At 53.8% G+C, this 26,620-nt stretch carries 25 protein-coding genes; 11 read left to right on the plus strand and 14 right to left on the minus strand.

Features of this window, described 5'->3' with window-relative positions; translation table 11 throughout:
• Positions 1–129 precede the first annotated feature (129 nt).
• On the plus strand, positions 130–1,602 hold the full coding sequence (locus AB1598_01870; GenBank protein MEW6143741.1) for a leucyl aminopeptidase: 1,473 nt from the start codon (positions 130–132) through the stop codon (positions 1,600–1,602).
• Between the two features lie 69 nt (positions 1,603–1,671).
• Positions 1,672–3,315 (plus strand): signal peptide peptidase SppA, encoded by a 1,644-nt coding sequence (gene sppA / locus AB1598_01875; protein MEW6143742.1) that lies wholly within the window; start codon positions 1,672–1,674, stop codon positions 3,313–3,315.
• 116 nt (positions 3,316–3,431) lie between these two features.
• Here sppA and AB1598_01880 read toward each other — a convergent pair whose 3' ends face one another.
• Positions 3,432–4,388: a branched-chain amino acid transaminase gene (locus AB1598_01880; protein ID MEW6143743.1), complete on the minus strand. Its 957-nt coding sequence runs from the start codon at positions 4,386–4,388 to the stop codon at positions 3,432–3,434.
• A 134-nt stretch (positions 4,389–4,522) separates the two neighbouring features.
• Here AB1598_01880 and AB1598_01885 point away from each other — a divergent pair, with 134 nt between their 5' ends.
• Positions 4,523–5,107 carry a polyhydroxyalkanoate synthesis regulator DNA-binding domain-containing protein gene (locus AB1598_01885; protein ID MEW6143744.1) on the plus strand — a complete coding sequence of 195 codons (585 nt, stop codon included), beginning with the start codon at positions 4,523–4,525 and terminating at the stop codon, positions 5,105–5,107.
• 49 nt (positions 5,108–5,156) lie between these two features.
• On the opposite strand, the gene AB1598_01890 is transcribed toward AB1598_01885, so the two are convergent.
• Positions 5,157–5,828, minus strand: coding sequence for a hypothetical protein (locus AB1598_01890; protein ID MEW6143745.1), 672 nt, complete (start codon positions 5,826–5,828; stop codon positions 5,157–5,159).
• 141 nt (positions 5,829–5,969) lie between these two features.
• Between AB1598_01890 and AB1598_01895 the strand changes: the two genes are divergently transcribed.
• Positions 5,970–7,214, plus strand: coding sequence for a glycosyltransferase family 4 protein (locus tag AB1598_01895; protein MEW6143746.1), 1,245 nt, complete (start codon positions 5,970–5,972; stop codon positions 7,212–7,214).
• Positions 7,215–7,520: 306 nt separating this feature from the next.
• Here the strand turns inward: AB1598_01895 and der are convergent, their stop codons facing one another.
• From der to metK, 8 genes are all read right to left on the minus strand, one after another.
• The gene (gene der / locus AB1598_01900) at positions 7,521–8,915 is read right to left on the minus strand and encodes a ribosome biogenesis GTPase Der (protein MEW6143747.1); all 1,395 of its coding nucleotides are present in this window, start codon (positions 8,913–8,915) and stop codon (positions 7,521–7,523) included.
• A 103-nt stretch (positions 8,916–9,018) separates the two neighbouring features.
• Positions 9,019–9,765 (minus strand): hypothetical protein, encoded by a 747-nt coding sequence (locus AB1598_01905; protein MEW6143748.1) that lies wholly within the window; start codon positions 9,763–9,765, stop codon positions 9,019–9,021.
• 41 nt (positions 9,766–9,806) lie between these two features.
• A complete protein-coding gene (scpB, locus tag AB1598_01910) occupies positions 9,807–10,379 on the minus strand; it encodes an SMC-Scp complex subunit ScpB (GenBank protein ID MEW6143749.1) in 573 nt (190 codons plus the stop codon).
• Positions 10,366–11,139: a segregation/condensation protein A gene (locus AB1598_01915; GenBank protein MEW6143750.1), complete on the minus strand. Its 774-nt coding sequence runs from the start codon at positions 11,137–11,139 to the stop codon at positions 10,366–10,368. Before AB1598_01915 ends, scpB begins: the two co-directional genes overlap by 14 nt.
• The gene (locus AB1598_01920) at positions 11,136–11,822 is read right to left on the minus strand and encodes a site-2 protease family protein (protein MEW6143751.1); all 687 of its coding nucleotides are present in this window, start codon (positions 11,820–11,822) and stop codon (positions 11,136–11,138) included. The genes AB1598_01915 and AB1598_01920 overlap by 4 nt, the downstream gene beginning before the upstream one ends.
• A gap of 54 nt (positions 11,823–11,876) precedes the next feature.
• The gene (xerD, locus tag AB1598_01925) at positions 11,877–12,764 is read right to left on the minus strand and encodes a site-specific tyrosine recombinase XerD (protein ID MEW6143752.1); all 888 of its coding nucleotides are present in this window, start codon (positions 12,762–12,764) and stop codon (positions 11,877–11,879) included.
• 19 nt (positions 12,765–12,783) lie between these two features.
• The gene (gene ahcY / locus AB1598_01930; protein MEW6143753.1) at positions 12,784–14,040 is read right to left on the minus strand and encodes an adenosylhomocysteinase; all 1,257 of its coding nucleotides are present in this window, start codon (positions 14,038–14,040) and stop codon (positions 12,784–12,786) included.
• A 44-nt stretch (positions 14,041–14,084) separates the two neighbouring features.
• On the minus strand, positions 14,085–15,245 hold the full coding sequence (gene metK, locus AB1598_01935) for a methionine adenosyltransferase (protein ID MEW6143754.1): 1,161 nt from the start codon (positions 15,243–15,245) through the stop codon (positions 14,085–14,087).
• Positions 15,246–15,458: 213 nt separating this feature from the next.
• Here metK and rpe point away from each other — a divergent pair, with 213 nt between their 5' ends.
• From rpe to AB1598_01965, 6 genes are all read left to right on the plus strand, one after another.
• Positions 15,459–16,130 carry a ribulose-phosphate 3-epimerase gene (gene rpe, locus AB1598_01940; protein MEW6143755.1) on the plus strand — a complete coding sequence of 224 codons (672 nt, stop codon included), beginning with the start codon at positions 15,459–15,461 and terminating at the stop codon, positions 16,128–16,130.
• 118 nt (positions 16,131–16,248) lie between these two features.
• Positions 16,249–18,198 carry a sigma 54-interacting transcriptional regulator gene (locus AB1598_01945; GenBank protein ID MEW6143756.1) on the plus strand — a complete coding sequence of 650 codons (1,950 nt, stop codon included), beginning with the start codon at positions 16,249–16,251 and terminating at the stop codon, positions 18,196–18,198.
• Between the two features lie 194 nt (positions 18,199–18,392).
• On the plus strand, positions 18,393–18,653 hold the full coding sequence (locus tag AB1598_01950) for a hypothetical protein (protein ID MEW6143757.1): 261 nt from the start codon (positions 18,393–18,395) through the stop codon (positions 18,651–18,653).
• 96 nt (positions 18,654–18,749) lie between these two features.
• Positions 18,750–19,568, plus strand: coding sequence for a class I SAM-dependent methyltransferase (locus AB1598_01955; protein ID MEW6143758.1), 819 nt, complete (start codon positions 18,750–18,752; stop codon positions 19,566–19,568).
• Between the two features lie 416 nt (positions 19,569–19,984).
• Entirely contained in the window at positions 19,985–20,626 is a 642-nt protein-coding gene (locus AB1598_01960) for a hypothetical protein (GenBank protein MEW6143759.1), read from the plus strand.
• 10 nt (positions 20,627–20,636) lie between these two features.
• Entirely contained in the window at positions 20,637–21,467 is an 831-nt protein-coding gene (locus AB1598_01965; protein ID MEW6143760.1) for an ATP-binding protein, read from the plus strand.
• Here AB1598_01965 and AB1598_01970 read toward each other — a convergent pair.
• Positions 21,464–22,498, minus strand: coding sequence for a histone deacetylase (locus AB1598_01970; GenBank protein ID MEW6143761.1), 1,035 nt, complete (start codon positions 22,496–22,498; stop codon positions 21,464–21,466). The genes AB1598_01965 and AB1598_01970 overlap by 4 nt on opposite strands.
• A 78-nt stretch (positions 22,499–22,576) precedes the next feature.
• Complete coding sequence (locus AB1598_01975; protein MEW6143762.1) at positions 22,577–23,833, minus strand: folylpolyglutamate synthase/dihydrofolate synthase family protein; 1,257 nt, start codon at positions 23,831–23,833, stop codon at positions 22,577–22,579.
• Between the two features lie 168 nt (positions 23,834–24,001).
• Here AB1598_01975 and AB1598_01980 point away from each other — a divergent pair, with 168 nt between their 5' ends.
• On the plus strand, positions 24,002–24,466 hold the full coding sequence (locus AB1598_01980) for a transcriptional repressor (protein ID MEW6143763.1): 465 nt from the start codon (positions 24,002–24,004) through the stop codon (positions 24,464–24,466).
• Positions 24,467–24,528: 62 nt separating this feature from the next.
• Here AB1598_01980 and AB1598_01985 read toward each other — a convergent pair whose 3' ends face one another.
• The gene (locus AB1598_01985) at positions 24,529–25,242 is read right to left on the minus strand and encodes a pyridoxine 5'-phosphate synthase (GenBank protein MEW6143764.1); all 714 of its coding nucleotides are present in this window, start codon (positions 25,240–25,242) and stop codon (positions 24,529–24,531) included.
• Complete coding sequence (glmM, locus tag AB1598_01990; GenBank protein ID MEW6143765.1) at positions 25,242–26,618, minus strand: phosphoglucosamine mutase; 1,377 nt, start codon at positions 26,616–26,618, stop codon at positions 25,242–25,244. Before glmM ends, AB1598_01985 begins: the two co-directional genes overlap by 1 nt.
• Positions 26,619–26,620 lie beyond the last annotated feature (2 nt).

Raw genomic sequence — 26,620 nt, forward strand, 5'->3', positions numbered from 1 at the left:
AATAGTATACCATAAAATGTAAAGAAAATTAATTCTGATAGTCAATTAACCGAAAATTCCTCCGGTTTCAATTTCGAGTCTGTATGCTAATCTAATCCCAATATCTCAAACTCAAGGAGGAGCGGTCACTTGGACTTCACTTACAGCAGCGAAAATTTGTTAAAGATCAAGACGGATCTTCTGGTAGTGGGCTTGTTCAAAGGTGAAAAATTCTCCGGATCTCTCAAGAGTGTCAACGATGCTCTGGGAGGCGTTCTGAAAAGTTTGTCGGAAGACGAAAAGTTCGAAGGGGAGCTCGGGAAGAGCGTGTCCCTTAACAGCACGTTCGGGAAGATCGGGGCAAAACGGGTGCTCCTGCTCGGGCTCGGGGACAAGCCGAGATTCTCACCCGACACGGTGAGAAAAGCGGGAAGCCTGACTGCAGGGAAACTGAAAGCTGCATCTACACATGTAACGTTCGCACCGGAGTTCAACGGTGGAAAGGGATATATCGCGGCGCTTGCGGAAGGGGTTATGCTCGGTGCGTACGATTTCGACAAATACAAGACTAAAAACGGAGCGGAGAGCGAGATAGACGCCGTGGTGATAATATCGGAGGAAATCAAGGACAGGAGGTTCGAGGAAGAGATCGGAACTGCAAAGGCGATCTCCGAATCCGCTTGCCTCGCGAGGGATATGGTGAACGAGCCTCCGGTCTATATGACCCCATCCAGACTCGCCGACATAGCGACCGTCATCGCAGACGAAGGGGGGATGAAGTGCGAGATATTCGACCTCGATGAGATAAAGAGGAGGGGAATGGAGGGGCTCGCGGCCGTCTCTAAAGGCAGCGACGAGCCGCCCAGGTTCATCCATCTCACTTATGAGCCTTATAAGAAACCTAAGGCGACGCTTGCGGTCGTAGGGAAGGGTATTACGTTCGATTCGGGCGGCCTCTGCCTGAAGCCCGCAGACAGCATGCGTACGATGAAAATGGATATGGCCGGCGCCGCGGCGGTGCTCGGAGTCATGAAGGCGATTGCGCGACTCAAGCCCTCGGTCAAAGTCCACGGGCTCATATCTTCCTGTGAGAATATGACCGGTCCGGGCGCTTATAAACCGGACGACGTGATAAGGGCATATAACGGAAAAACGATCGAGGTGATAAACACGGACGCCGAGGGCAGGATCGTGCTCTCTGACGCCCTATCCTATGCCGTGCACCTCAGGGTGGACGAGATAATAGACCTCGCGACGCTCACGGGGGCATGCATGGTCGGCCTCGGTACCTATACCGCGGGCTTGATGGGCAATAACCAGAAGCTTATCGACAGGATTAAAAAGGCCGCCGACGGAGCGGGCGAGAAAATCTGGCAGCTTCCCATGGATGACGAGCTCCGTCAGGAGATTAAGAGCGATGTCGCCGATATGAAAAACACGGGCAGCAGATGGGGAGGGGCAATCACGGCGGCGATGTTCCTCGAAAACTTTGTCGGAGATACGGCCTGGGCCCACATCGACATAGCGGGCCCCGCATACAACGAGAAAGAAAGCAGCTGGAGCCCCAAGGGCGGCACCGGGTTCGGGGTCAGGACCCTGGTATCGTATATTATGAACAGATGACACTGCCCCCTCGGTCCTGAATGATTATTCATTTTCCTGGTACAGGACTGCGTGATGAAACCAATGTCGATGAACGGCCTTTTAGAGTCCTTTCGAAAATATAACTTTGTAAAATTCGAGCTCAGAGGCGAGATACCCGAAGAAGAGGAAAAGGGTTTTCTCCCTTTTCTCGGCGGCGAAAAAAAACTCACGGTCGGAGAGATAGAGAAAATCCTCGCATCCGTCGAGCGTTCGGATAATATCACCGGGGTATTAGTCCTGATAAGCGAGCTCAGGATCGGTCTCGCCCGCGCGAATTCCCTGAGGCGCCGCCTCCTGGCATTGAGGAGAAGCGGCAAAAGGGTCTTCGTTTATATAGAGAGCGGGGGGAACATCGAATACCTCATGGCCTCTGCGGCCGATCGCATCTATCTGCCGCCGTGGGCGATGCTTAACCTGATAGGCCTCGGCGCGGAGGTCACTTTCTTCAAAGACCTCCTCGACAAGCTGGGCATATCCGCGAGGCTCAAGGGCTATGGCGAGTACAAGAGCGCCGCGGAAACGTTTACGAGGGATTCCATTTCCCGGGCTCACAGGGAAATGGTCGATTCCATTTTGGGGAATCTCGAAGGCGAGCTCGAGGAATCCATTTCCGATGGGAGGGGCATAGAACGGGCTCAAGTACGAGCACTCATCGACAGGGGCCCCTTCGTGCCTTCATCGGCCCTCTCCGAGGGTCTCGTTGACGGCACGGCTTACGAGTCCGAGATAGAGGACAGGGCCTCCGGGGTTACGGGCGTCAAGGTCAAATCCATCAGCGCCCGGCATTACAACAGGATTCTTAAAATCAGGGAAAAGCTCGGATCGATCGGTGTGAGAATATGGGGAGACGCGGGCACGATCGCAGTAGTCGCGGATTCAGGCTTTGTAGTGCTCGGAGAGAGCCTTGGACGCGGGGCGATGAAAACCATGGGCTCGGATTCCGTCCTGGCACAGCTGGACAGGGTCTCGAAAGACAGGGACGTGAAGGCGCTCGTGTTCAGGATAATGACGCCCGGGGGCTCGGGGGTCGCCTCGGACCTCATCAGGAGGCGACTGAGATCGATTTCGGAAACAATGCCTGTGATTGTCTCGATGTCGGACGTTTCCGCCTCGGGAGGCTACCTGATAGCTCTCGGGGCAGGGAAAATCGTTGCCGACCCCGCGACTCTCACGGGCTCGATAGGGATCGTATACGGCAAATTCGAGCTCGGGGAGCTGTACCGGAAACTGGGCGTGAAAAGGGAGCTGATACCGCTCGGGAAAAAGTCCCTCATGTTTTCCGCGAGCAGGGACTTTTCGGAGGATGAGGAACAAAAGCTCGACGAGCTCATGAAATTCTATTACGGAGAGTTCGTGAGGATGGTCTCTGAATCAAGGGGTCTGGACGCGGCCCGCGCCGAGAAAGCCGCGAAGGGGAGGGTGTGGACGGGAGCACAGGCCAAGGAGCTGGGTCTGGTCGACGAGTTAGGCGGCTTCTGGGACGCGGTAAATATCGCAGGACGCGAGGCCGGTCTACCTGAAGACAAAATCCCCCGTCTCAGGTTCTACTCTCCGCAAAGGGGTATCAGGCTCTCTTCTCTCTTCGGGGATGCCGGATATTCGGAATTCTTGAGGGTACTGATCGAGAACGCGCCTCTTCCCGGATGCGAGGGCTGCCTCCCGGTCATGCCATTCCGCATCAGTGTGAAATGAAGCCCGGACTGATATGGATCGAATACCGCACCTGAGTATATTGCGCCGGATGTGATGATAAGAACGACGCGAGCGGGGGGTTTTATATAAGCTGACGGACAGCCGCAGTGCGCCGTTTATAGAGACTCGTTTTTGACTTTCAGTGTAGAGACTACGGGAAAGAATTCGAGCCATTCGGTGAATTTCGGGTCGCGCCCTTCGACGATATCGAAGAACCTCGATTGCAGCCGTTTGGTTATCGGCCCCGGCTTTCCTTTCCCGATGACCCTCTTGTCGACATCCCGGATAGGGGTTATCTCGGCCGCGGTCCCCGTGAAAAAGGCCTCGTCCGCTATGTAGAGCTCGTCCCTCGTGAAACGCTCCGTTTCGAGCTCGATCCCTTCGTCTTTTGCTATCTCGATGACGGAGTCCCTGGTAATACCCTCGAGTATGGACGTGAGCGGCGGGGTTTTGAGCACGCCGTTCCTGACAATGAAAATATTCTCACCCGTCCCTTCGGCTACATAGCCTTCCGTGTCGAGCAGTATGGCCTCGTCGAAACCGAGGGAAGTGGCCTCTAGCTTTGCGAGGACGGAGTTTGCGTAATTACCGCTGACCTTGGCCTTCGTCATAAACGAGTTTACGCCCATTCGCGTAAAGGACGATATTTTCGCGCTTATTCCCTTCGACAGAGCGCCTTCCCCGAGATATGTCCCCCAGGGGTACGCTGAGATCGCGAGCGTGATTGGATTATCGCCCGGGTGAAGGCCCACTTTACCCCCGCCAATGAACGCTATGGGTCTTATATAGGCTTCTTCCAGGTCGTTAACGGTGAGAAGGTCCAGGATGGCGTCGTGGGTTTCTTCCTTGGAGTAGGGGATCTTGATCTGGGCTATGTGCGCGGACGCGTACAGCCTGTCTATGTGCTCGGGAAGCCTGAACACCGCCGACCTGCTGTCCCCGCATTTATATGCCCTGATGCCTTCGAAAACGGCGAGTCCGTAGTGCAGCGTATGTGTCAGGACATGGACCGAAGCGTCGTCCCAGGATACAAATTCACCGTTGAACCATATCTTATAAGGCTTGCTGCTCATCCCCGAAACTCCTGTTTACGTGAGGCTTGATTCGTATAATCTATAAAATATTCCTTTTTTTCCTCTAGATTGTCAAGTGCTTAATTTATAAAATTCTTGACTCGCGAAGGTTTCTTTGAATAATTATAGTACCTATGCCGAAAGAAGAGAAAGAGGGCCCGGGTCAGGTTATTATAAAAAAGTATAGTAACCGCAGACTCTACGACTCCACAAATAAGAAATACGTCACCCTCGATGATATTGCCGCGCTAATACGCGAAGGGAACGAGGTGAAGGTAATTGATTCCCAGACCGGAGCCGATATATCAAAGGTGATACTCATTCAGGTCGTCCTTGAGAGCGAAAAGAACAAGGAGGACATCCTCCCTGTCTCGTTCCTGCATATGCTTATAAAATACGGCAACAAGGTCGCGAAGGACTTCTTCGAGAATTATTTCCTGATGATGTTCCAGCCTTATTTCTCGGTACAGGAGAATTTCAAGAAGAACATGCGCCTCTGGCAGGAAATGGGGTGGTTCCCTCCGGGGGTAAAGCTGCCTCCCAACCTGGAAATGCTGAGCTCCGCCGAACCTCCCGGTGCGGATGCGTTCACCGCACCTGCGGAAGGACCGGAGACGGGTAAACCGGTGCCTCCGACTGCCAAAGAAGTCGAATACCTCATGGAGAAGATAAAGGAGCTTGAGAAAAAGGTTAAGTCCCTCGACGAGGAGCAGAAGTAACGCCCGGGCGCTGTATCAACTCCGGCATCACCTGATATTTGCCAATTGCTTAATCTATCTCGACCCTGTCCGCGTCCACTGTATTTGCGCTCGGAAAATCTCCCTGGACCTGTACATTGCGTCCGAGTAAAAAGTCTTCACATACGGCGTCTTCGCCGTTTATTATGAGATCGGTCGATTCCGCTATCTGAACTATGATCGTCTCCTGCCCCTGGTCGTTTTCGGCGTCGACTTCGATAAAACCCGAGTTCCCTGTGCAGTTGTTGGACGATACGTCGCCGTTGAATGTTACCTCGGCTACATTCGGCCTGTTGACGTTGCCGTTCTCGAGACTTATATTCCCGAGATCGATCTGGGCGGTCGGGAACACGCTTATACTTATAGCACCCAGCGAATCTAATTCCTCGTCAAAGAATTCGATTATCGGGTCGCCGACAAGCGGGCCTTCTATCGAGAAGAAGCCCCCGGCGTCTGTTACGTCCGTCTCGGGCGGGCCGTCGTCGACTGTAATTTCAACTGTGATACCTTCGATGTCCTGGTCAGGTACTATGAGTACGACTGTTCCCTGGACGGTCTCCACTTCATCACCGCCGCCTCCCCCGCCTCCCCCTCCGTTATCGCCGCTGCTTCCGAACTCGACGTCACAGCCCCCGATTAAAAAGAACCACAGAAAAAGAAGCGATACGATGCCACGTAAAATCATCCTGAGATTGCAGCTCATTAATCCTCCTGTATCCTCGCAACAACTCATCAATGCCTTAGTTTAATATTATACCCGCGGCTTTCTGATTTTCATTAAGAGCAGGATTAGCCTATTAATAGTTATCATGGTACGATTGCATAGCTCAAAAAAGGGACGGGTATGGATTCTTTACCGCGTGTGCTTTTCATCAACCACTCGATCAGGGACGGCGGACCGGGAAAAAGCCTTTTTTACATACTCAAATTCCTCGACAGATCGAAGCTCACTCCCTATGTCCTCATTCCGAAGGACGATGTCTTTTCCGACTGGCTCAAGTCAGAGGGCATATATGAGAACGTAATCACGGATTCGAGGTTCCCCGAGAATCTGAAAAGGCCTTTCTTCGGCCAGTCCGTGAAGGACCATAATGGAATAATATCATTATTTACAGATAAATTAGCACACATTGTTTCAGTGTTTCTTAATGTTCTCGATCTCCTCTCGCTCATTGTTACGTCGCCCTTTCTCATAAGAAGGAACGGGATAGGCATCATATACTGTAACGGCACACAGGCAAAGATAGTAGGCGCGCTCATTGGTCTTATCAACGGGCGCCCGGTCGTATGGCACGTGAGGAACATACAGCAGACGCGGCTCCTCGGCTCCATAATCAACGGCCTCGCCGGACTGCCCGCCGTGAGAAAGATCATATGCGTATCGGGCGCGACGGCGGCACAGTTCACCAGGGGAAGGGAGAAGCTCGTCGTCATACATAACGGCATAGACGTCCGGGACTACGACCCCGTCTCTACGAGCGGGGAAATTAGGTCGGCCTATGGTCTCGCGGTCGATACGGTGATTGTGGGGAGCACGGGGAGGATAGTCCCGAGGAAGGGGTATGAATTATTCATAGAAGCCGCCGGTATCGCTCTCGGAAAGCTCGGCGGAGGACGATACTCCGTGAAATTCGTCATAGTGGGAGACACCCCCTATTTTTTTCAGGATGACCACCTCGGTAAATTAAAAAGGACGGTTATTGATAAGGGACTCGGCGACTCCTTCATATTCACCGGCTTCAGGAAAGACGTGAGACCGTGCCTAAAGGATTTCGATATATTCGTGATACCGTCGAGCTACCCGGACCCGTTCCCCCGGTCTGTGATCGAGGCTATGTCGTTCTCGCTCCCCGTTGTGGGTTATAGGGCAGGGGGGATAGTGGAGTCGGTCGAGGACGGGGTTACGGGCATACTGAGCGAGCCCGGCGATGCAAGGCAGCTCGCCGAAGCGATCCTCAAGCTCATCACCGACAAGGGACTCCGCGAATCCATGGGCAGAGCCGGCCTGGAGCGTGTTCGGGAGAAGTTTTCGGCTCAGGCTGTCGCCTCGGAGATAGAAAAAAACATTCTCGAAGTCTGCGGCGGGTGAGCACCCGCGGGCATATGATCCTCGGCACCGGCTCTGCTCAACCAAACCCGTTCGCACTGAGGCGCAGAACCTGCGCTAGTATATGATCCCAATGTCGCAATTCAGCTCCGGCCAGATAATAGAGCCGGCCCTTAACTGCGCGCCTGTCCTGAGCGAAGTCGAAGGATCGAAGTGCGTATATCTAGCCTGGATTCTGTGCGGGTGAGCACCCGCGGGCACACACATAGTGTGTTTTAATATTCTTTCCGACTCCTCTTGTTAATCCAGCAACGAAGCCCGGCCCGTTGTCCGCGGAGTACTTGACATCTACACGTACGACTCCGACCTCTTGACCTTGTCCTTTTTTCTTTCGGACCTGAAAAGTATTTTCACCGGCGTCCCTTCGAGCGGGAACTCCTCCCTGAGCCTGCTTTCGAGAAACCTCTTGTAGTTCTCGGGCACTCCCTTTATCTCGTTCGTGAATATGACGAACGTCGGCTGTTTCGTGAGGGGCTGTGATATGTAATAGAACTTGATGTCCTTCCCCCTGTAAACAGGCGGCGGGGTCTTGGCGATCACGCGCTTCAAGAAATTATTGAGCCTCTTGGTGGGTATCCTCTGCGAGAAGTTTTCGTAAACCGTATCTATCTTCCCGAATATTTTTTCAACGCCCCTTCCGGTGAGGGCGGAAATGATCATTACCGGCGCGTAACCGACCGCGAGCAGGCTTTCTTTGAGAATCCCCTCTATGTTGGGCGTTTCAGCGGCCTCCTTCGGCACGAGATCCCACTTGTTGAGGAGAATTATGCACGCTCTCCCCTTGTCGCTTATGAGCTCGGCGAGGCGCGCGTCCTGGTGTGTCGGCCCCTCCTCGGCGTCTATCATGAGGAGCGCGATGTCGGCCCTTTCCATAGACCTTATCGCCCTGAAAACGCTGTGCCTTTCGACGGAAAAGGTGATCCTGGCTTTCCTCCTGATGCCGGCCGTATCGATGAGGAGATAGTTTTTGCCGTCCCTGGTTACATATGTATCTATCGAATCCCTCGTCGTACCGGGAACTGGGCTCGTGATGAGCCTCTCCTCGCCGATGAGCTTGTTGACGAGCGTCGATTTGCCGACGTTGGGCTTCCCGAGGACGGCGATCTTAATTACGTCTTCCTCTTCTTCCGCTTCCTCTTCCCCGTCAGTGCTCCTCTTGGGGAGCAGATCCACTATTTTGTCGAGCAGGTCGTTGATCCTCCTCCCCTGGAGCGCCGATATGTCTATGATCTCCTCGATCCCGAGCGCGTGGAACTCGAGCGCCCTCGACTCGTGCTTCCGGTCGTCTATCTTGTTGACGGCGAAGATGACGGGTTTTTTAACCTTCCTCAGCATGCTCACGACGTCCCTGTCGTGGGGCATGACGCCCTCTTTCCCGTCCATGACGAACAGTATGAGGTCGGCCTCTTCGACGGCGATCTCTATCTGGTTCTTTATGAGAGAAGGGTAAATTTCCTCCTCATCCGGGTCGAACCCACCCGTATCCACGAGGCTGAACTCCACCCCGTCCCATTCGGTGTCTGCGTAGATCCTGTCCCTCGTGACGCCGGGGATGTCTTCGACTATGGATTTCCTCTCCCGTATGAGGCGGTTAAACAAGGTCGATTTGCCGACGTTTGGCCTGCCTATTATGGCAACGAGGGGTTTACCCCGCGGTTGAGTGCGCTTGACGATTTTATTCATGTTTTCAGGAATGATTCCGGGTTTTTCTAATGCCGCTATTGCATATCTTCTCTAATTCTCGAAGATTAATATAACCACTTTTGAAACCTTATCCATTTCCCCGTCACTTATAATTGAAATATTCCCTCGCGCTCTTGAGTACAAACTCATGGTGATGCGCTATCTGCTCCTCTCTATACGTATGCTCCTTCCCATACGGGCACGCGAGCCTCGATGCGCACTTAGCGGAGCACGTATCCGCGCCGAGCCTGTACCTCATGCACGCCTCCCAATCCCAGCCCCTGTCGGAAATCGTATGAGCCGGGCACGCCGTTATACACGGCTTCCAGCACGATGGACACGGATCGAAACCGCCGAGAGGCTCATCATACGTTTCAAATTCGATTGTCGTTATTATCGCTCCCCTGAGCGAGATCCAAGTCCCGTATTCGGGATGTAGCAGAATTCCCAGAAGGCTCGGGACGCCGACACCTCCCAGAATCCCGAGCCTGACGAAGTCGAGGTCGAGCGCGCCTTCCCCGAAAGGGAAAACTGTCTTATACGGTACTCCGCCCGAGTCTTCCAGTACCGCTGTAATTTTTCCGAATATTAACCTCGTATAATCGTCTATAAGATTTTCGTGTTTTTCCTTGAAGCCCGGGTTTTTGGTGAGAAAGCGGCTGAAGGTTTCCCAGAAGGTTCTACCGGCGAATCCGGTGAGGACTATCGACCTCGCCCCCGGGACTAGCTCGCCCGGCTTTTTCTTTCTCGCCGCCTGTTCGTAATCAGAAGCCCTGATTTTTACGGTGAGGTTGAACCCGGCTTCCCTGAAATGTTCTCTAATCCCTTCGAAGATTTTCTCGGAGCTCATCTTTTTTCCACCTCGGGAATTATTGATGATCCGGGAGACGGCTAAGACAGCTCTTCCGGTAGGGTCGATATGCCGGGGTCGAGGTTCTTGCTTATTTCGTCTATTTCCTTGAGCGTAGGGAGGTCGGTCAGGCTCTTGAGGCCGAATACCTCGAGGAATTCACCGGTCGTGCCGTAGAGGAAAGGCTTTCCGATGACTTCCTTCCTCCCCTTTATCTCGAGTATCCTCCGTTCGAGAAGCGCGTTTATGACGCCCGAGGAATCGACGCCTCTTATGCTCTCGACCTCTACCCTGGTCACGGGCTGTTTATAGGCTATTATCGCCAGCACCTCGAGAGCCGCTCGGCTCAGTCTGAACTTTTTGACGCGCTTGTTGAAGTTCGTTATGTATTCGCTGTAAGCGGGGTCAGTCCTGAACTGATAACCTCCCGCCACTTCTTCGAGTACGACACCTCTTCCGATCGCGCTCCAGTCCTGAACGAGCTCTTTCAGATATTTCCTTATGTCCCCCTTTTCGAGCTCCGTGAACACTTGCTGCAGCTTGTCGACGGAAACAGGCTCGCCGGATATGAAGATTATGCATTCGATCGCTTTTTTGATATCAGTAGGTTCCAATATTCGGTTCTCCCGCGTATGAGATGAGTATCGGCGAGCCTGGCGCTTCCTGAACCACCCGGACGTTCTCCATCCTCGCGAGCTCGAGGAGCGCGAGGAAGGTCACGACGAGGTCGAATTTGGAAGCGCATTCTTCGAGGAACTCTTCGAATTTGATAATTGCCTTCACCTTTAACTTCTCCAGCACCTCCGTGATCTTATCCTCTATCGTTACGCTCTCCACTTCGTATACTATCTGCTCCGCCCAGAGATGGCTCCTCTTCCTGTAAAAATCGCGGAACGTCTCGATGAGAGCCCACAGGTCGACAGGGACGAGCTCGACCTCCTCTTCGGTCTCGAATACGGACATATCGAATTCCCTCTTGAACACGTCCCTCCCTAGTATCTCCCTTCCGAGGAGCTCGTTGGCTGCGTCCCTGTAGCGCTGGTACTCGATTAGCCTCCTGACGAGCTCCGCGCGCGGGTCCGCTTCCTCTTCCTCTATTACGGGCTTTGGAAGGAGCATCTTCGACTTAATCAGGCTCAGCTCGGCGGCGATGACCAGGTACTCGCCCACCACCTGGAGGTCGAGCTCCTTCATGAGCTCGAGGTACTCTATATACTGCTCGGTTATCACTGCTATCGGAATGTCGTATATATCGACTTCGTTTTTCTTTATGAGGTGGAGCAGCAGGTCGAGCGGCCCCTCGAAGAGCCGTGTCTTGATCAGGCAGGGCTCGTGTGGGGAGAGGGCTTCCGCATCGTGCGTGGTCTCGTTCATCTCAGCAGCGTTCCTATTATATCCCAAAGATTGCCGTAATTGTATCCCGAAAACGCGACAGTCAGATATGAGACGGGGTAAAGGAGATAGTGAAATACCCCCCCTCCGAATATGAAAAGACCGAACAGCAGCAGGACACCGTAGGGCTCGAACCTGCTGTAGGCGTAAGCGTATTTATCGGGCAGGAGTCCGTAGAGCACCCTCGATCCGTCGAGAGGAGGTATAGGTATCATGTTGAAAACGGCGAGAGCGATCCCGTATACGAGGGTGAGGATGAGTATTATCGTGATGATCGAGTAAATGCCTTCGGGCTTTATCTGTCCTCCCATCATCTGCGGGATAATGTATCTGAGAAGCACGCCCGCACCGATCGCCATCGCCAGGTTCGAGAGAGGTCCGGCTATGGCGACAAGTATAGTGTCCTTCTTCGGGTCTTTGAAGTTGCGCGCGTTTATCGGGACGGGCTTAGCCCAGCCGAAGCCGACCAGGAACATGAGTATAGTCCCCAGAATGTCCAGGTGCGCAATGGGGTTGAGCGTGAGCCTCCCCTGGAGCTTTGCCGTCGGGTCCCCTAGCTTGTTCGCCGTCCATCCGTGAAAATATTCGTGGACGGTGAGAGATAACAGGATCACCGGCGCCTGGATCAAAAGGAAGTCTATGTTCTTAAGGAAATCGAAGCTCATATAGTGTTATAAATCTCCGTTTTTTCTAAATAATATACTTGATATGAAGAAGTTTTACGATCTCGGGTGATACTTTTTGTGTATCACCTTGAGCCTTTCGCTCTCGACGTGCGTGTAAATCTGCGTCGTCGATATGTCCGAGTGGCCGAGCATGATCTGTATCGTTCTCAGGTCTGCGCCTCTCTCCAGAAGGTGCGTCGCGAACGAGTGCCTGAGGGTGTGAGGGCTTATCTTCTTCGCGATACCGGCTTTAAGCGCGTGCTGCTTGATTATCTTCCAGAAGCCCTGGCGCGTCATCCCCTTCCCGAGCCTCGTGACGAAAAGCGCCTTCGCTTCCCTCGATTTAAGCAGGGTCGGCCTCGACGAGCCCAGGTATTCGAGGAGCTTCTGGCGCGCCTTGTCACCCATCGGGACTATCCTCTCTTTCGAGCCCTTGCCGTAGACGACGACGAAGCCGAGCTCGAAGTTCACGTCGTTGAGCTTGAGCCCGATCAGCTCGGACACCCTGATCCCCGTTGCGTATAGGGTCTCCAGCATGGCGGAGTCCCTTAACCCCTCGGGCGTGGATTCGTCGGGCGCCTTGAGCAGCGACTCCACTTCGTCGAGGGCGATAACGCCCGGAAGCCCCTTTTTCATTCTCGGGGTGCCTATGCGGGCGGCGGGGTCCTCCTCGATTATCTTCTCCATAAGCAGATACTTGAAGAACTGCCTTATAGATACGATGCTTCTTACTACCGTGGTCGCGTTAAAGCCCCTCTCCTTGAATTGCGAGAGGTAATCGAGAATGTGGCTGTATCTAATTTCCCCCGCAGAGCGAAGGCCCGTTTCTTCCGCGAAGCGGATGAACTTCCTCAGGTCCCGGCCGTAGGATTCGAGCGTATTTTCGGATAGCCCCTTTTCAACCGCGAGGTAGGAGAGAAAGGAATCGAGGTGAACGTCCATTACAGAACATTCTACAACATCACGTGCCCATTTCCCACGAGCTCAGGTATTTCTTCTGCTCTGGTGTGAGCTTGTCTATCTTCACGCCTCTCGCTTTTAGCTTGGTGCGTGCGACTGACTGGTCGACTTGGGGCGGTACGTCGTAGACCCTCTTTTCGAGCTTCTTCGCGTTCTTTACGACGTACTCGGCGCATAGCGCCTGGTTGGCGAAGCTCATGTCCATGACGCTCGAAGGGTGCCCTTCGGCTGCTGCAAGGTTGATGAGCCTGCCTTCGCCGAGCACGTTTATCCTCTTCCCGTTCTTGAGTGTGAATTCCTCGACGTACTCCCTGATAATGCGTTTTTTGGACGATATCAGCTCCAGGCCCTTGAGGTCGAGCTCGACGTTAAAATGCCCCGAGTTGCACACAATCGCGCCGTCTTTCATAGTCCTGAAGTGCTCTCTCCTTATGACGTTGATGTTCCCCGTCACCGTGCAGAAGAAATCGCCAATTCTGGCTGCGTCGGCGATAGGCATAACCCTGAAGCCGTCCATGACCGCCTCGAGCGCCGCAAGCTCATCGACCTCGGTCACGACAACGTTGGCGCCCATCCCCCTCGCTCTCATGGCGAGCCCCTTTCCGCACCAACCGTACCCGCATACTACGAACACGGTCCCGGAGACGAGCCTGTTCGTGGCTCTCACTATACCGTCAAGCGTGCTTTGCCCTGTGCCGTAGCGGTTGTCGAAGAGGTGTTTCGTGTTTGCGTCGTTCACCGCGATAATCGGATATTTGAGGACGCCGTTCTCCGCCATGCTTCTTAGACGTATGACCCCTGTGGTAGTCTCCTCCGTGCCGCCGATGACGCCCCTTAGCTTCTCTGTCCGCGACTTGTGGAGAGTCGATACGAGGTCGGCGCCGTCGTCCATAGTAATGTTAGGCGAGAGGTCGAGCGTGCTGTTGATATGGCCGTAATACGTTTTCGTGTTCTCACCCTTTATGGCGAAGACGGATATGCCGTGGTCTTTTACGAGATAGGCAGCCGCATCGTCCTGCGTGCTGAGAGGGTTAGACGCGCATAGCACCACGTTCGCTCCCCCCTCCTTGAGGGTGATCGCGAGGTTCGCGGTCTCGGTTGTAACGTGGAGGCAAGCCGCTATCGTCACGCCTTTTAAAGGCTTTTCCTTCTTGAACCTCTCGGCGATCAACGCGAGAACAGGCATTTCCTCTGCCGCCCATTCGACTCTGAGCTTACCCTGCTTCGACAGTTTCAGGTCTTTTACGTCGTATTTCATTCTTGCCTCCGTATGATTTGATTATGTATCCCGGGGGAACAGTGTCAGGATACCGCTCTCAGCAGGTCATTCACCCTGTCCGTCTTTTCCCAGGTGAACCCCGAGCCAAACCTGCCGAAATGGCCGTAAGCGGCCGTTTCACGATAAATGGGTTTCAGGAGATCGAGCGTGCTGATGATTGCCGAAGGGCATAGGTTGAACACTTCTCTTATGGCGTTCGATATCTTTTCTTCGGGTACGACTCCGGTGCCGAATGTCTCGACCATAATGGACACGGGCTCGGCTATCCCTATCGCGTAAGCGAGCTGGACCTCGCACTCCTTCGCGAGACCCGACGCGACAACGTTCTTGGCCACGTACCGCGCCATGTAAGCGGCGCTCCTGTCGACCTTGGACGGGTCTTTCCCCGAAAAGGCCCCTCCGCCGTGCCTCGCCCAGCCGCCGTACGTGTCTATGATTATCTTTCTTCCGGTGAGCCCCGAATCACCCATCGGGCCGCCCGTAACGAACCTTCCCGTCGGGTTGATGTATATCTTGGTCCTGTCGGAAATTAAATCGCCGTTTATGGAGTGCTTTATCACTTCTTCCATTATGCCTTCGTGTATTGTCTTGTTCGAGACTTCCGCCGAATGCTGCGAGGAAACTACTATTGCGTCTATACCGACCGGAATGCCGTTCTCGTACCTGACCGTAACCTGGGTCTTCCCGTCGGGCCTCAGGAACGGGAGTATTCCTTCCTTCCTCGTGTCCGTCAGTCTCTTGGCGAGCTTGTGTGCGAATATTATGGGGGAGGGCATGAGCTCGGGCGTTTCTGCGGTCGCGTAGCCGAACATGAGGCCCTGGTCTCCTGCTCCCTGCTCCTTTTCGGCGCTCGAATTCACACCCATAGCTATATCGGGCGACTGCTTGTCCACGGCGATCACGAGCCCGCACGTGTTAGCGTCGAAGCCCATGGCGCTGTCGGTGTAGCCTATGTCCGTGATCGTATTCCTGACTATGTTCGAGAGGTCGACGATCGTATTGGCAGTTATCTCTCCGGCGACGACGACAAGCCCCGTCGTAAGGAGCGTTTCGCAGGCTACCCTGCTGTGAGGGTCGCCGCCGATCATGGCGTCCAGCACCGCGTCAGATATTTGATCGGCCATCTTGTCCGGGTGCCCCTCGGTCACGGATTCCGAGGTAAATATGAAATTCCTTTGCGGCATTATAATGTCCTTCTTATGAGCGGGAATTGTTCAACAAAAGCGGATATGGTAAATCGTTTTGGGGGGTCTGTCAAGAAAACAACACCGATGCCCCGGCGCCTGGCTCATACGTAAAAAGGGACATATGTCCCCTTTTTCACGAGCGCGCGCGCATGGTATAATCCGTACCCTGAATTTTATTTAAACGATACTGCCCACTAAGGAACGGAATATATGAAGAAATTGATCGCGCCTTCCATAATATCCGCCGATTTCACGAGGCTCGGGGAGGAAGTAGGGGCGATTAAGGGGGCGGGTGCGGACTGGATACACGTGGACGTTATGGACGGCCATTTCGTACCCAATATAAGCATCGGGCTCCCCATAGTCGAGGCTCTCCGGAAAGCAGGCACGCCGCCTATGGATATTCACCTCCAGATATCGAACCCCGAGGATTTCGCCGAGAGGTTCATAGACGCGGGCGGGGACGCCGTCGCGGGCATCACTGTACAGTACGAGACATGCAGGCTCCTCTACAGCACGATATCGAGGATAAAATCGAGAGGCGTGAATGCGGGGGTCGCGGTAAGCCCGATGACTCCCCTGTACGTCCTCGAAGAGGTGATTGATCACGCCGACATGATACTCGTCATGACGGTCGAGCCCGGCTTCCCGGGTCAGAAGTTCATACAATCCATGGTCCCTAAGGTAAAGATGCTCCGGGAAATTATAGACGCCTCCGGGCACAAGCCCTTGATCGAAGTGGACGGCGGCATAAAGCTCGACAATATAAGGCTCGTCGCCGAAGCGGGTGCGGACGTGATAGTTTCGGGCTCGGGCATTTTTCAGACGGAGAGCTACTCCGAGACCATAAAACTCATGAGGAAAGAGATTAAAGGTCATTGAGCTTTCCGCATATCGGTTGCCGCGGCTTCTGGTGTCCGGGATTTACCGGATTGAATTGACCGGGACGGCCTCGAGCCCCGGATTGTAATAATCTCCAAATATCTATACTCTATTGGTAATGGATAAGAACAGGGTCCCCTTCCGGGGAGTCCAGGAAAACGAGGCTATAAGGGCCATCCTGGAGGGCACTTCGACCGAGACAGGGAGGAGCTTTTTCGGCTCGCTGGTCGAGAACCTTTCGAAAGTGCTCAACACCCACGGGGCTATGGTCACGGAGTTCCTGGAGAAAGAAGGCAGGCTCAGATCCATTGCATGTGTAATGGGGGGCCAGCGTATCAAGGAATTCGTTTACTCGGTCACGGGCACTGCGTGCGAATTGGTGGTTCACGAGAAACGCCTCGTGCACGTACGCGAGAAGCTCTTCAGCAAATACAAGGGCAACCCCGACCTGAAGGATTTTCCATCCGAAGGAATGGTCAGTTACCTCGGTTACCCGTTCGTGGACGTGGACGGAAAGATACTGGGACATATATCTGTCTTGGATAAAGACCCGATCCCCGAAGACCTCCGGGTTTTCAACATATTCAGGATATTCGCCAACCGCGGGACCGCGGAAATGCAGAGGCTCCGCGCTGAAAAGGAGATCCTCGAGCGCGAAGAAAAGCTGAGGAGGCTTTTCGACAGCGCCATGGACACGATAGTCGAGTTCGACAAGAACTTCAAGGTGACCAGGATCAATCCGGCGGCGTCCCGCCTCTTCGGATACGAAGGCGACAGGGTGCTGGGCAGGCTGGTGGCTCTCCTGCTCAATAAGGAAAGCGGCGTGAAACTCGTGAAGCTCTCGGAATTCCTCGACGAAAAACCCGAAGGAGAGAAGTTCATCTGGATACCGGAAGGCCTCCGTGCGGTAAACGAAAAGGGGGAAGAGTTCCCGGCTGAAGCGACGCTCTCAGGCTTCGAGATGGGACACGAACGCTTCTACACGCTCATTTTAAGGAACGTGAACGAGAAGCTCCTTGCCGAGAAGAAGATAAAGTCTCTGACGCTCGAATCGGAATACCTCAAAGAAGAATTGAAATCCCTCACGGAACCCGAGGGCATAATCGGCGACAGCGAGCCCTTGAGAAGGGTCATTGAGGACGTGAAGAGGGTCGCCGGAACCGAGACGACTGTCTTGATTCTCGGTGAGACTGGTACGGGAAAGGAGCTCATAGCCAGGTCAATACATTCCTCAAGCCGCCGCTCGGAGAAGCCTTTCGTAAAGGTGAACTGCCCGGCAATACCAACTAACCTCATCGAGAGCGAGTTCTTCGGTCACGAGAAGGGCGCTTTCACGGGGGCTACGGCGAAGAGGGATGGACGCTTTTCAATCGCTGACGGGGGCACTATTTTTCTCGACGAGATAGGAGAGCTTTCGACAGACCTGCAATCAAAACTCCTCCGCGTGCTCCAGGAGGGCGAGTTCGAGCCCGTAGGCAGCTCCAAAACTGTAAAAGTCGATGTCCGCGTGATAGCGGCGACGAACCGGGATTTATTGAAAGAGGTTAAAGAGGGCAGGTTCAGGGAAGACCTCTACTACAGGCTGAATGTATTTCAGATCAAGCTCCCTCCGCTAAGGGAGCGTGCGGGGGACGTAGAGAAGCTCGCTCGCGCGTTCGCGGACAAGTATGCGAAGCGGAACGGGATCGCGCTTAATCCGCTCACACAGGAAGACATCGCCAGTCTCGAATCATACTCCTGGCCCGGAAATATCCGGGAGCTTCAAAATGTCGTTGAGCGTGCCGTGATAACCGCAGCGGACGGCAGACTGAACCTCGAAAGGGCGCTGCCCGAGTTGCGTGATGGTATTGGAAAACGGGAAACATCCGCCGTTACAGATTACGATGGACAGAAAGTTCTGTCGGACGGGGAATTGAGAGAGCTCGAAAAAAATAATATAGTTCGCGCCCTCGAAAAGGCGGGTTGGAAAGTTGCGGGTAAAAACGGCGCCGCCGCGATACTCGGAATACCCACGTCGACGCTCAATTCAAAGATAAAATCTCTCGGAATAAATATTCCATCCAAGTGATCTGACCGGAGCAAATATCACGAGATACCGCTATTTCATAGCGAGTAATCGCTAGTTTTTAATCTACGCTATTCAGCATATAGAAATAATAAGTTTCATAACATGCCGTAATCACAGAATATAAACGCATAATAACTTTTTGGCACGCCCTTTGCGCTTATGTCCATGCAAATAAACAAAAGGAGGTAAGTGCAATGAAGAAGTTAATCGCAGTCACGGTATTAGGGTTGTCTCTCGGTTTTTCGGCCCTTTCATCCGCTTCCGACTACATGGAGCTCTACACGAGCGGTCCCGAGGTCAGTGAAGCGAAGGGTGAGACGAAGGGCGGGGAAGTGGAGACGAGCCCGATGAGCTTCTACCTCAACCCGGTCAAGGGACACGATGACGATACATTGACCAAGGTAGAGGAGACGGGCGATGAGAATACTCTTCTCGTGTTCGGCGTCAGGATTTAACTCCGCGCCAAAGTCGAGGGAGTCGTATATCGGTGCGGCTCCCTCTCTTCCCGGGCGGGAGATAAAAACAAAAAAAATAAATAAAAGGAGAGAGCCATGAGCGTTATACAAAATATCGAAACTATCAAGACAAGAATGAGGGATGCTTGGAACGCCGGGGACTACGGCAAGTTCGCGACCTATATGGAGCCCGGAGCATTGGAGATACTCAAGGGATGGCACATACAGCCCGGCTGCAGCATGCTGGACGTAGCCTGCGGAGCGGGGCAGATTTCGATCCTCGCTTCAAGGGCTGGTGTGGATGTTACAGGGGTCGACATCGCGCCCAATTGGATAGACTTTGCGCGCGGACGCGCGATCAGGGAAGGGCTCAATGCCAGGTTCGACGAAGGGGACGCCGAGAATCTCCCTTATGCGGACGATTCTTTCGACGTCGTCACTACGCTCGTAGGCGCCATGTTCGCCCCTCAGCCAGAAAAAGTCGCGCGTGAATTCGTAAGGGTATGCAAGCCGGGAGGCAGGATGCTAATGGTCAACTGGACCCCCGAGGGATTCGTCGGGCAGATGTTCAAGACCCTTAGCAGATACGTCCCGCCGCCGTCCGATGTCCCTCCGCCTGTACTCTGGGGGAACGAAGAGATCGTTAAAGAGCGTTTCGGCAAATCTGTCAGCCACATAATACTTACGAAGAAGATATATCCCTTATGGGATTATCCCTTCGACGTGCCCGAGGTCGTCCAGTTCTTCTTCGACAACTACGGGCCGATGAATAAAGCGATAAATGCCCTCGACAAAACGGCGGGGGAATCCCTCAGGAAGGATCTCGAGAGTGTGTTCTCCGCTTTCAATATCGCAGAGAACGGCACGACTACGCTCTTCAGCGAATACCTGGAAGTGGATGCGATTAAGAAGTAATAATAAGGAGAAAAGAGTTGTACTTAACCCCGTTCGCCCTGAGCTTGTCGAAGGGTTGAACGGGTTATTCTGAATTCTTCATCCAGCATGTAGGAGCGGCTTTCCTGAATCGATCCCGGCTCGCCAAGGAGCTCGCCTCGGCGAAGCAATCTCTTCCATATCTTGTCATTTCGAGCTGTGCGAGAAATCTATCTTTGTCATGCTGAACTCGTTTCAGCATCTCGTTTTTTCTTCACTTCCCTCCTTTGTAAAGGAGGGTTAGGGTGGATTTGTTTTTAATCCGGATGGGATCTGTGCTTGCAACCTCGATCTGAAGGGGCCGCCGACCTACGGCCCCTTCGCTAATATCTTAAAAGCACCCCGTCTCGCGGTCGCCTTCAGATTCAGGCGGAATTGGTATAGAATAAAATTGATTCATGAGCGGCGGCACTGAGTACATAAAGGAAATCGAATCGTATTTTCTCAAGCTGGCGGGGGAGGGGATAATGCTCTCCCCGATCGATTACGGGCTCATTCAGGACTGGAAAAAGCGGAGCGTGCCGAAGGAAGTCGTGCTTAAGGGCATAAACAGGGCGTTTTCCGAGACCGGAGCGAAGCTCAAGGGTTCGGGTCCGCCGAAGAGCCTCAAGCACTGCGCAGGTTACGTGGAGAAGTGCATCGAAGAATACGGCCCATCTCCCCGGGAGAAGAAATCAAGGAAAAGGGCTTTACACGGCGGCGCTGACGGAGACATACTGGAGAAGTTAGAGCGCCTGATAAATGATGCCGGGACCGCTCCTCTCAGGGACTATTATATAAAGCTCAGAAAGAAGGTGCTCGCCCTCGATAAAGACGAAGAGGCGGAGTATATTTCCTCTATAGCGGAGCTGGAGAAGGAATCGCTCGAAGAGTTTTTCCTGGGGCTCCCCGATAAGGAGAGGGAAAAAATCAGCTCCCAAGCCGGGAAGATGATAACGGACAGGGCCCGCTACATGACGAAGAGCGCTTATGCCGAGAGCCTCGTCTCGTTCAGGGACGAGATTCTCGCAAAAAAGTACGGAATAAAGTGTATAATCTGATAAACAGCGCATGAAAATGACGAAGAGAAAAGAGTTGATTGGATGTGATGATTGCAGCTGGTCCGGGTTTATGATAAAAGACGGGGAGAGTTATGCTACCGCCGTTCTATGCAACTGCGTGCTAAGGTGTGATGATTGTGACGGGACAGGAAATGTGCTTTTAACAAACGATAAGGGCTATACCCATGTCTCGCCGTGCCCCGCCTGCGGGGTCATTAGGAGGAACGTCAAACTCTACAACATGGCAGGGATACCGGTAAAGTATTCCAAAGTGTTGCAGGTGGATGCATGTTTGAATCTTAGCGGGATAGATAGTTCTTTCCAGGCGGCACTTAAATATGCCAGGGAACAGTTTGTAAAGAAATATCCGACAAATAAAGGGTTTTTGCTAATGGGACCTGCTGGTACGGGCAAAACGCACTTGGCAATAGGCACAATATCGGAGCTGACTCTTCGATATGGTGTTCAATGTATATTTACCGACTTCTTCCATCTCTTAAGCGATCTTAGGCAAGCATATTCGGAAGGGACTCCGGAAAACGAAATCATTCTACCTCTCGTAGAGGCTGAAGTGCTTGTCATTGACGAGCTCGGCAAGGGAAGGAGCAATGAGTGGGAGCTGAATATTCTCGATCAACTAATATCAAAGCGATATAACACATCCAGGAAAACACTGGCTACGACGAATTATGTGACAAGAGAGATAGCCAGGACGAAAGCTGATACTAATGAGATACTGGAAGTGAGGGTAGGGGAGCGCATAGCGTCCCGTCTCTTCGAGATGTGCGAGCTTATCCATCTCGAGGGCAGGGATTACAGGAAAGAGAAAAGGAAAGTCTAGAACTTCCAGTACTGCGAATAATCCTTTTTGACCCTTTCTATTATCAGGTCGGCCCCCGTGGGTTCATTCGGTGAATCGTAGGGCGTGCGCTTCTTGTCGAGGAGCTCTTCGAGCACCTCCTTCGTTGAGATCCAGAGGCCGTCGAGATTGTACCCCCCTTCGAGTACGAATACGATCTTCCCGTCCGAGTATTTGCCGGCCGCGTCTGTGAGCATCCTCGTCATCTTCGCGAACCCTTCGGGCGTGACCTTCATCCCCCCGAGCGGGTCGTCGAAAAAAGTGTCGAACCCCGCCGATACCAGTATGAATTCGGGTTTGTACTGTTCGATAACAGGGCCGAGTATCTCGTTGAAGATTTTTATGTACTCGTTATCACCCATACCCGGAGGGAGCGGCACATTCACGGTATATCCTTTACCTTCCCCGTTTCCGGTTTCAGACGGCCCGCCGGTGCCGGGGTAGTACGGGTACTGGTGCGTCGAGAAATAAAGCACTTTGGGAGTGTTGTAGAACATGTGCTGCGTGCCGTTCCCGTGGTGGAGGTCCCAGTCGACTATCAGCACCCGCTCTAATCCCTTTACTTCCGTGAGATACGCCGCGCCCACGGCGGCGCTGTTAAACAGGCAGAAGCCCATGGCCTTGTCCGCTTCCGCATGGTGTCCGGGAGGTCTGACGAGCGCGAAAGCCCGCTCGACCTCGCCCGCGAGCACTCTCTCGATCGCTGCGAGCACGCCGCCCGCGGCCCTTACGGCGGCGTCGAAAGAAACGGGGCACGTGGAGGTATCGGCGTCGAGGAACACCTTCGGCTTCCCTTTCGTGGACGCCATTCTGTCGTAATGCTCGGGCGTGTGTACGAGCGTGATCTCTTCTTTAGTCGCGTCGCGCGGGACGATCTTGGCTGCCTCGTCTATCAGGCTCGTATATTTAAGCATGTCGATAATCGCGAGCAGCCTCTCCTGCGATTCGGGGTGCCCGAACCCGTTGTCATGGTCTACGTAGAGCTTGTCGAGAACGATACCGGCTTTATGCATATTATTTTGGTCCTCTTTGAACGCGGGATAAAAGGCTAGCACAGTTAGCGTGTTTAGACAAAACCGGTGTGCCGCTGCTCATGAATTACGGATCGCTTTAATAGCTCCCGTAAGGTATAAAGAGCCCGCGATACACGCCGGCCCATTCTCTTTCAGAAGCTCCGCATATGCCTTCCTGTAATCTTTCTCCGTTATTACCAAGCCCGGAAATATTCTCGAGACCTTCTTCGCAAGCGCTTCTGCGCCGATCGCCCTTTCCGATTCTATTTCCGTAACTACGAGCCTCGCGGCTATGGGCGTGAGCTCCCTTATGAAAGAGTTGTGGTCTTTGTCCCTGAGCATACCGATGAGGAACGTGAATTTCAGGGAGGGATACATTCGCTTAAGCGACATGGCGAGCGCCTTCGCTCCCGCCGGGTTATGTGCGCCGTCGAGTATGAGCGGAGGGTCTTTTCTCAGTATCTCGAGCCTCCCCGGCCAGTCGATGTCGAGGAGCCCGTTCCGGAGGCTCTTTTCTCCGATATAGATGCCGTGATATTCGTGTAATGCTTCGAGCGCCGCTATCGCGACCGACAGGTTCTCTATCTGGTAAAGACCCCGGAGGTTCGAGCGGAGGGCGAGAAGATTCCACGAGCTTCCCGCGTAACTGAAATCGTCTGTATTATCCCCGTTTGATGTGAAATCCCTCCCGTAAACCCTGAGGGGCGATTTTATCCTCCCGGCATACTCCTCTATGACCCGGAGGGCTCTGCCCCTGGCCGCAGTTACCGCAGGGACGCCCCGCTTTATGATACGCGCCTTCTCGGACGCTATTTCTCCGATTGTCCTGCCCAGATAATCCGTATGGTCCTTCGATACGTTAGTGATGACGGATACGAGAGGGATTATAACGTTAGTCGCGTCCCACCTGCCGCCCATGCCCACTTCGAGAACGCTGAAATCGACGCCTGATTCGGCGAAATATACGAAAGCCGCCGCCGTGAGCGTCTCGAAGTAGCTCGCGCCCCCGGCCCCGGATTTTTCCCCCGCCTTCTTTACCCGGAGGATCGTACGGGCGAGCTCCGAGTTTCCGATATTTTCCCCGTTTACCTTGATCCTTTCGGCAACGTCGATAAGGTGAGGTGACGTATAGGCGCCTGTCTTGAAGCCCCCGGCCCCCAGCACGGAGGAAATTGCAGCTGCGGCGGACCCCTTGCCGTTCGTGCCCCCGACTATTATCCCGGGCACCCTGTTTTGAGGGTTTCCCAGGCATTCGAGGAGCTTGCGTATTCGGCCGAGCCCCGGCTTTATCTTGTGTAGTCCCAGGGAATTCAGGTATATGTAGGCGTTATCCATGGTAATTTTTACGAACTGGATTTCAAGATTATATCATGGATTCGCGGACGGTTTTGAGAGCGTCTTTGTAATGGTAATTATTTCCAGTTAATAAAATTCACCTCTTGATATTCCTTTCAGTCTGATATATTCTTGATAATAAATATCAATTTCGCGGGGAGCTTGAAAATGACTCCTGTAGCACAGATGAAAATGGACAGAAGAAAGACATTCAACGAGTTTATAACCAAAAAGCGCCTTAAATCGACCAAGCAGAGGGACGTTATATTCGACGAGTTCTTCGGCGGCTACATGGGCAGGCACGTGACCGTGGAGGAGCTCTACGAGGACATTAAGCGCAAGCACCCTCACATAGGGTTCGCCACCGTGTACAGGACACTCAAGCTCTTCAGGGAGAGCGGCATAGCCTCCGAGAGGAACTTCGGCGACGGCAAGGCCCGCTACGAGCCGATACGCGACGAGCGCGAGCACCATCACCACATGATATGCACGGAGTGCGGGAAGATTTACGAGTTCGCCAACAACCAGGTCGAATCGTGCCTAAACCAGATAGCCAAGTTAAACGAGTTCAAGCTCGAGAACCACAAGCTCGAGATCTACGGCCTCTGCTCTAACTGCAGGGAAAGCAGGTAATAATACCGCTGGCTTTTCTTCCGATCGGGGTGGAATTACGGGCTTGCGTTAAACGCGCCGCGTTAACTTATAAGTGTAACCATCTCCCTCACCGCGTCCTCGAACCCCACCATCATCGCCCTAGATACTATGCTGTGCCCGATATTGAATTCCTCTATTCCTTCGATTAGCGCTACAGGCCCCGCGTTCACGTAATTGAGCCCGTGCCCTGCGGACACCCTCAACCCGAGCCCCAGCGCGCTCTTCACGGCCTTTTTAATCTTTTTCAGCTCTTTTTCCCTTTCGGAATCGTTCCCGGCATCCGCGTAAGAGCCGGTGTGTATTTCCACCATCTCCGCTCCCGACTTCTTCGCGGCCTTTATCTGCTCAGGGTCGGGGTCTATGAATAGGCTCACGAATATGCCTGCCTTTCTCAGCTCGCCCACGGTGCGGGACACGCCTTTTAAATTGCCTGCGACGTCGAGTCCGCCTTCGGTCGTGAGCTCCTTCCTCTTCTCGGGCACGAGGGTTACCATGTCGGGCTTTATCTCGCGGGCTATGGCGGCCATCTCGTCGGTCGCCGCCATTTCCAAGTTGAGCTTGGTCCTTACTGTCTCTCTCAGAATCCTGACGTCCCTGTCCTGTATGTGCCTTCTGTCCTCCCTCAGGTGGACGACTATCCCGTGCGCTCCGCCCAGCTCTGCCAGGTACGCGGCGAGCACAGGGTCGGGCTCCTTCCCTCCGCGCGCCTGCCTGACGGTAGCCACGTGGTCTATGTTTACGTTGAGTCTCGGCATCAGGCGACTGCTCCGATGTCCCTCTGTATGGCGTCCGCGAGCTCGTTCGCTATCTCTCTTATGAGCGCGACGTCCTCGCCCTCGACCATCACCCTCGATATAGGCTCCGTGCCCGAGTACCTTATGTTTATACGGCCTTTCCCGTGGAGGCGGGTTTCGTTCCTGTCGAGGAGCTCGGGGAGGCCTTTTATCTTGCTCAGCTCTTTCTTCTTCCTTATCTTTACGTTGAGGAGGAGCTGCGGGTAAAGGTCTATTATCTTCGACAGCTCAGACAGCTTTTTCCCCTCCCTCTTCATTATCGCCAGCACCTGGAGCGCCGCGAGCGTCCCGTCGCCGGTCGTCGTGTGGTCGAGGAATATTATGTGCCCCGACTTCTCGCCGCCGAGGTTACAGTCTCTCGACCTCATCGCCTCGACGACGTACCTGTCCCCGACCTCGGTCCTTACGAAGCCTACGCCCTTGCCCTTTATGAAGTTTTCAAGCGCCATGTTGCTCATTAGCGTCGTGACGACCGTGTTCCCCCTCAGCATCCCTTTCCCTATCATCTCTTCCGCGCATATGGCGATTATCTTGTCCCCGTCGACGATCTCGCCTTTTTCATCCGAGAATATGACCCTGTCGGCGTCGCCGTCGAGCGCGATCCCGATGTCGGCCCCCGTCTCCAGAACCTTTTGTCTCAACAGCTCCGGGTTGAGCGACCCGCACTCCGTGTTGATGTTCCTTCCGTTCGGATTTACTCCTATTGTTATTACGTCGGCGCCGAGCTCCTCCATAATTATAGGCGAGACCTTGTACGCGGCCCCGTTCGCGCAGTCAAGCACTATCTTGATCCCTTCGAGCGTCATGTCGCACGGGAAGGAGTTCTTGGCGAAGACCACATATCTCCCCGGAGCGTCCTCTATCCTGTGGGCCTTCCCGATCTCATCGGGCGAGGCGACCGGGTGCTCTCCGCCGCCGTTCTCCATCAGCTCCTCGAGCTTCATTTCCTCGTCGTCGGGGAGCTTGAACCCGTGCCTGTCGAAGATCTTAATGCCGTTGTCCTCGTAGGGGTTGTGGGAGGCGGATATGACGATGCCCGCGTCAGCCCTCATGCTCTGCGTGATGAAGGCGATAGCAGGGGTGGGCAGGGGGCCTACGAGCAGCACGTCGGCTCCCATTGAGGCTATTCCGGCCGAGAGTGCCTGCTCGAATATATATCCCGAGAGCCGCGTGTCCTTCCCTATGACGATCTTCGGGTTGTGGGAGGCCTTACCTCTCTTGAGAAGGTATGTGAGCGCCTTCCCCAGCTTGAGGCTCACCTCGGGCGTCATCGGGTGACGGTTCGCGACCCCTCTTATGCCGTCTGTGCCGAAAAGGTTTTTTCTCCTCTGCTCCAAAT

This window comes from Thermodesulfobacteriota bacterium, assembly GCA_040754335.1.
GTDB lineage: Bacteria > Desulfobacterota_D > UBA1144 > Nemesobacterales > UBA2774 > 2-12-FULL-53-21.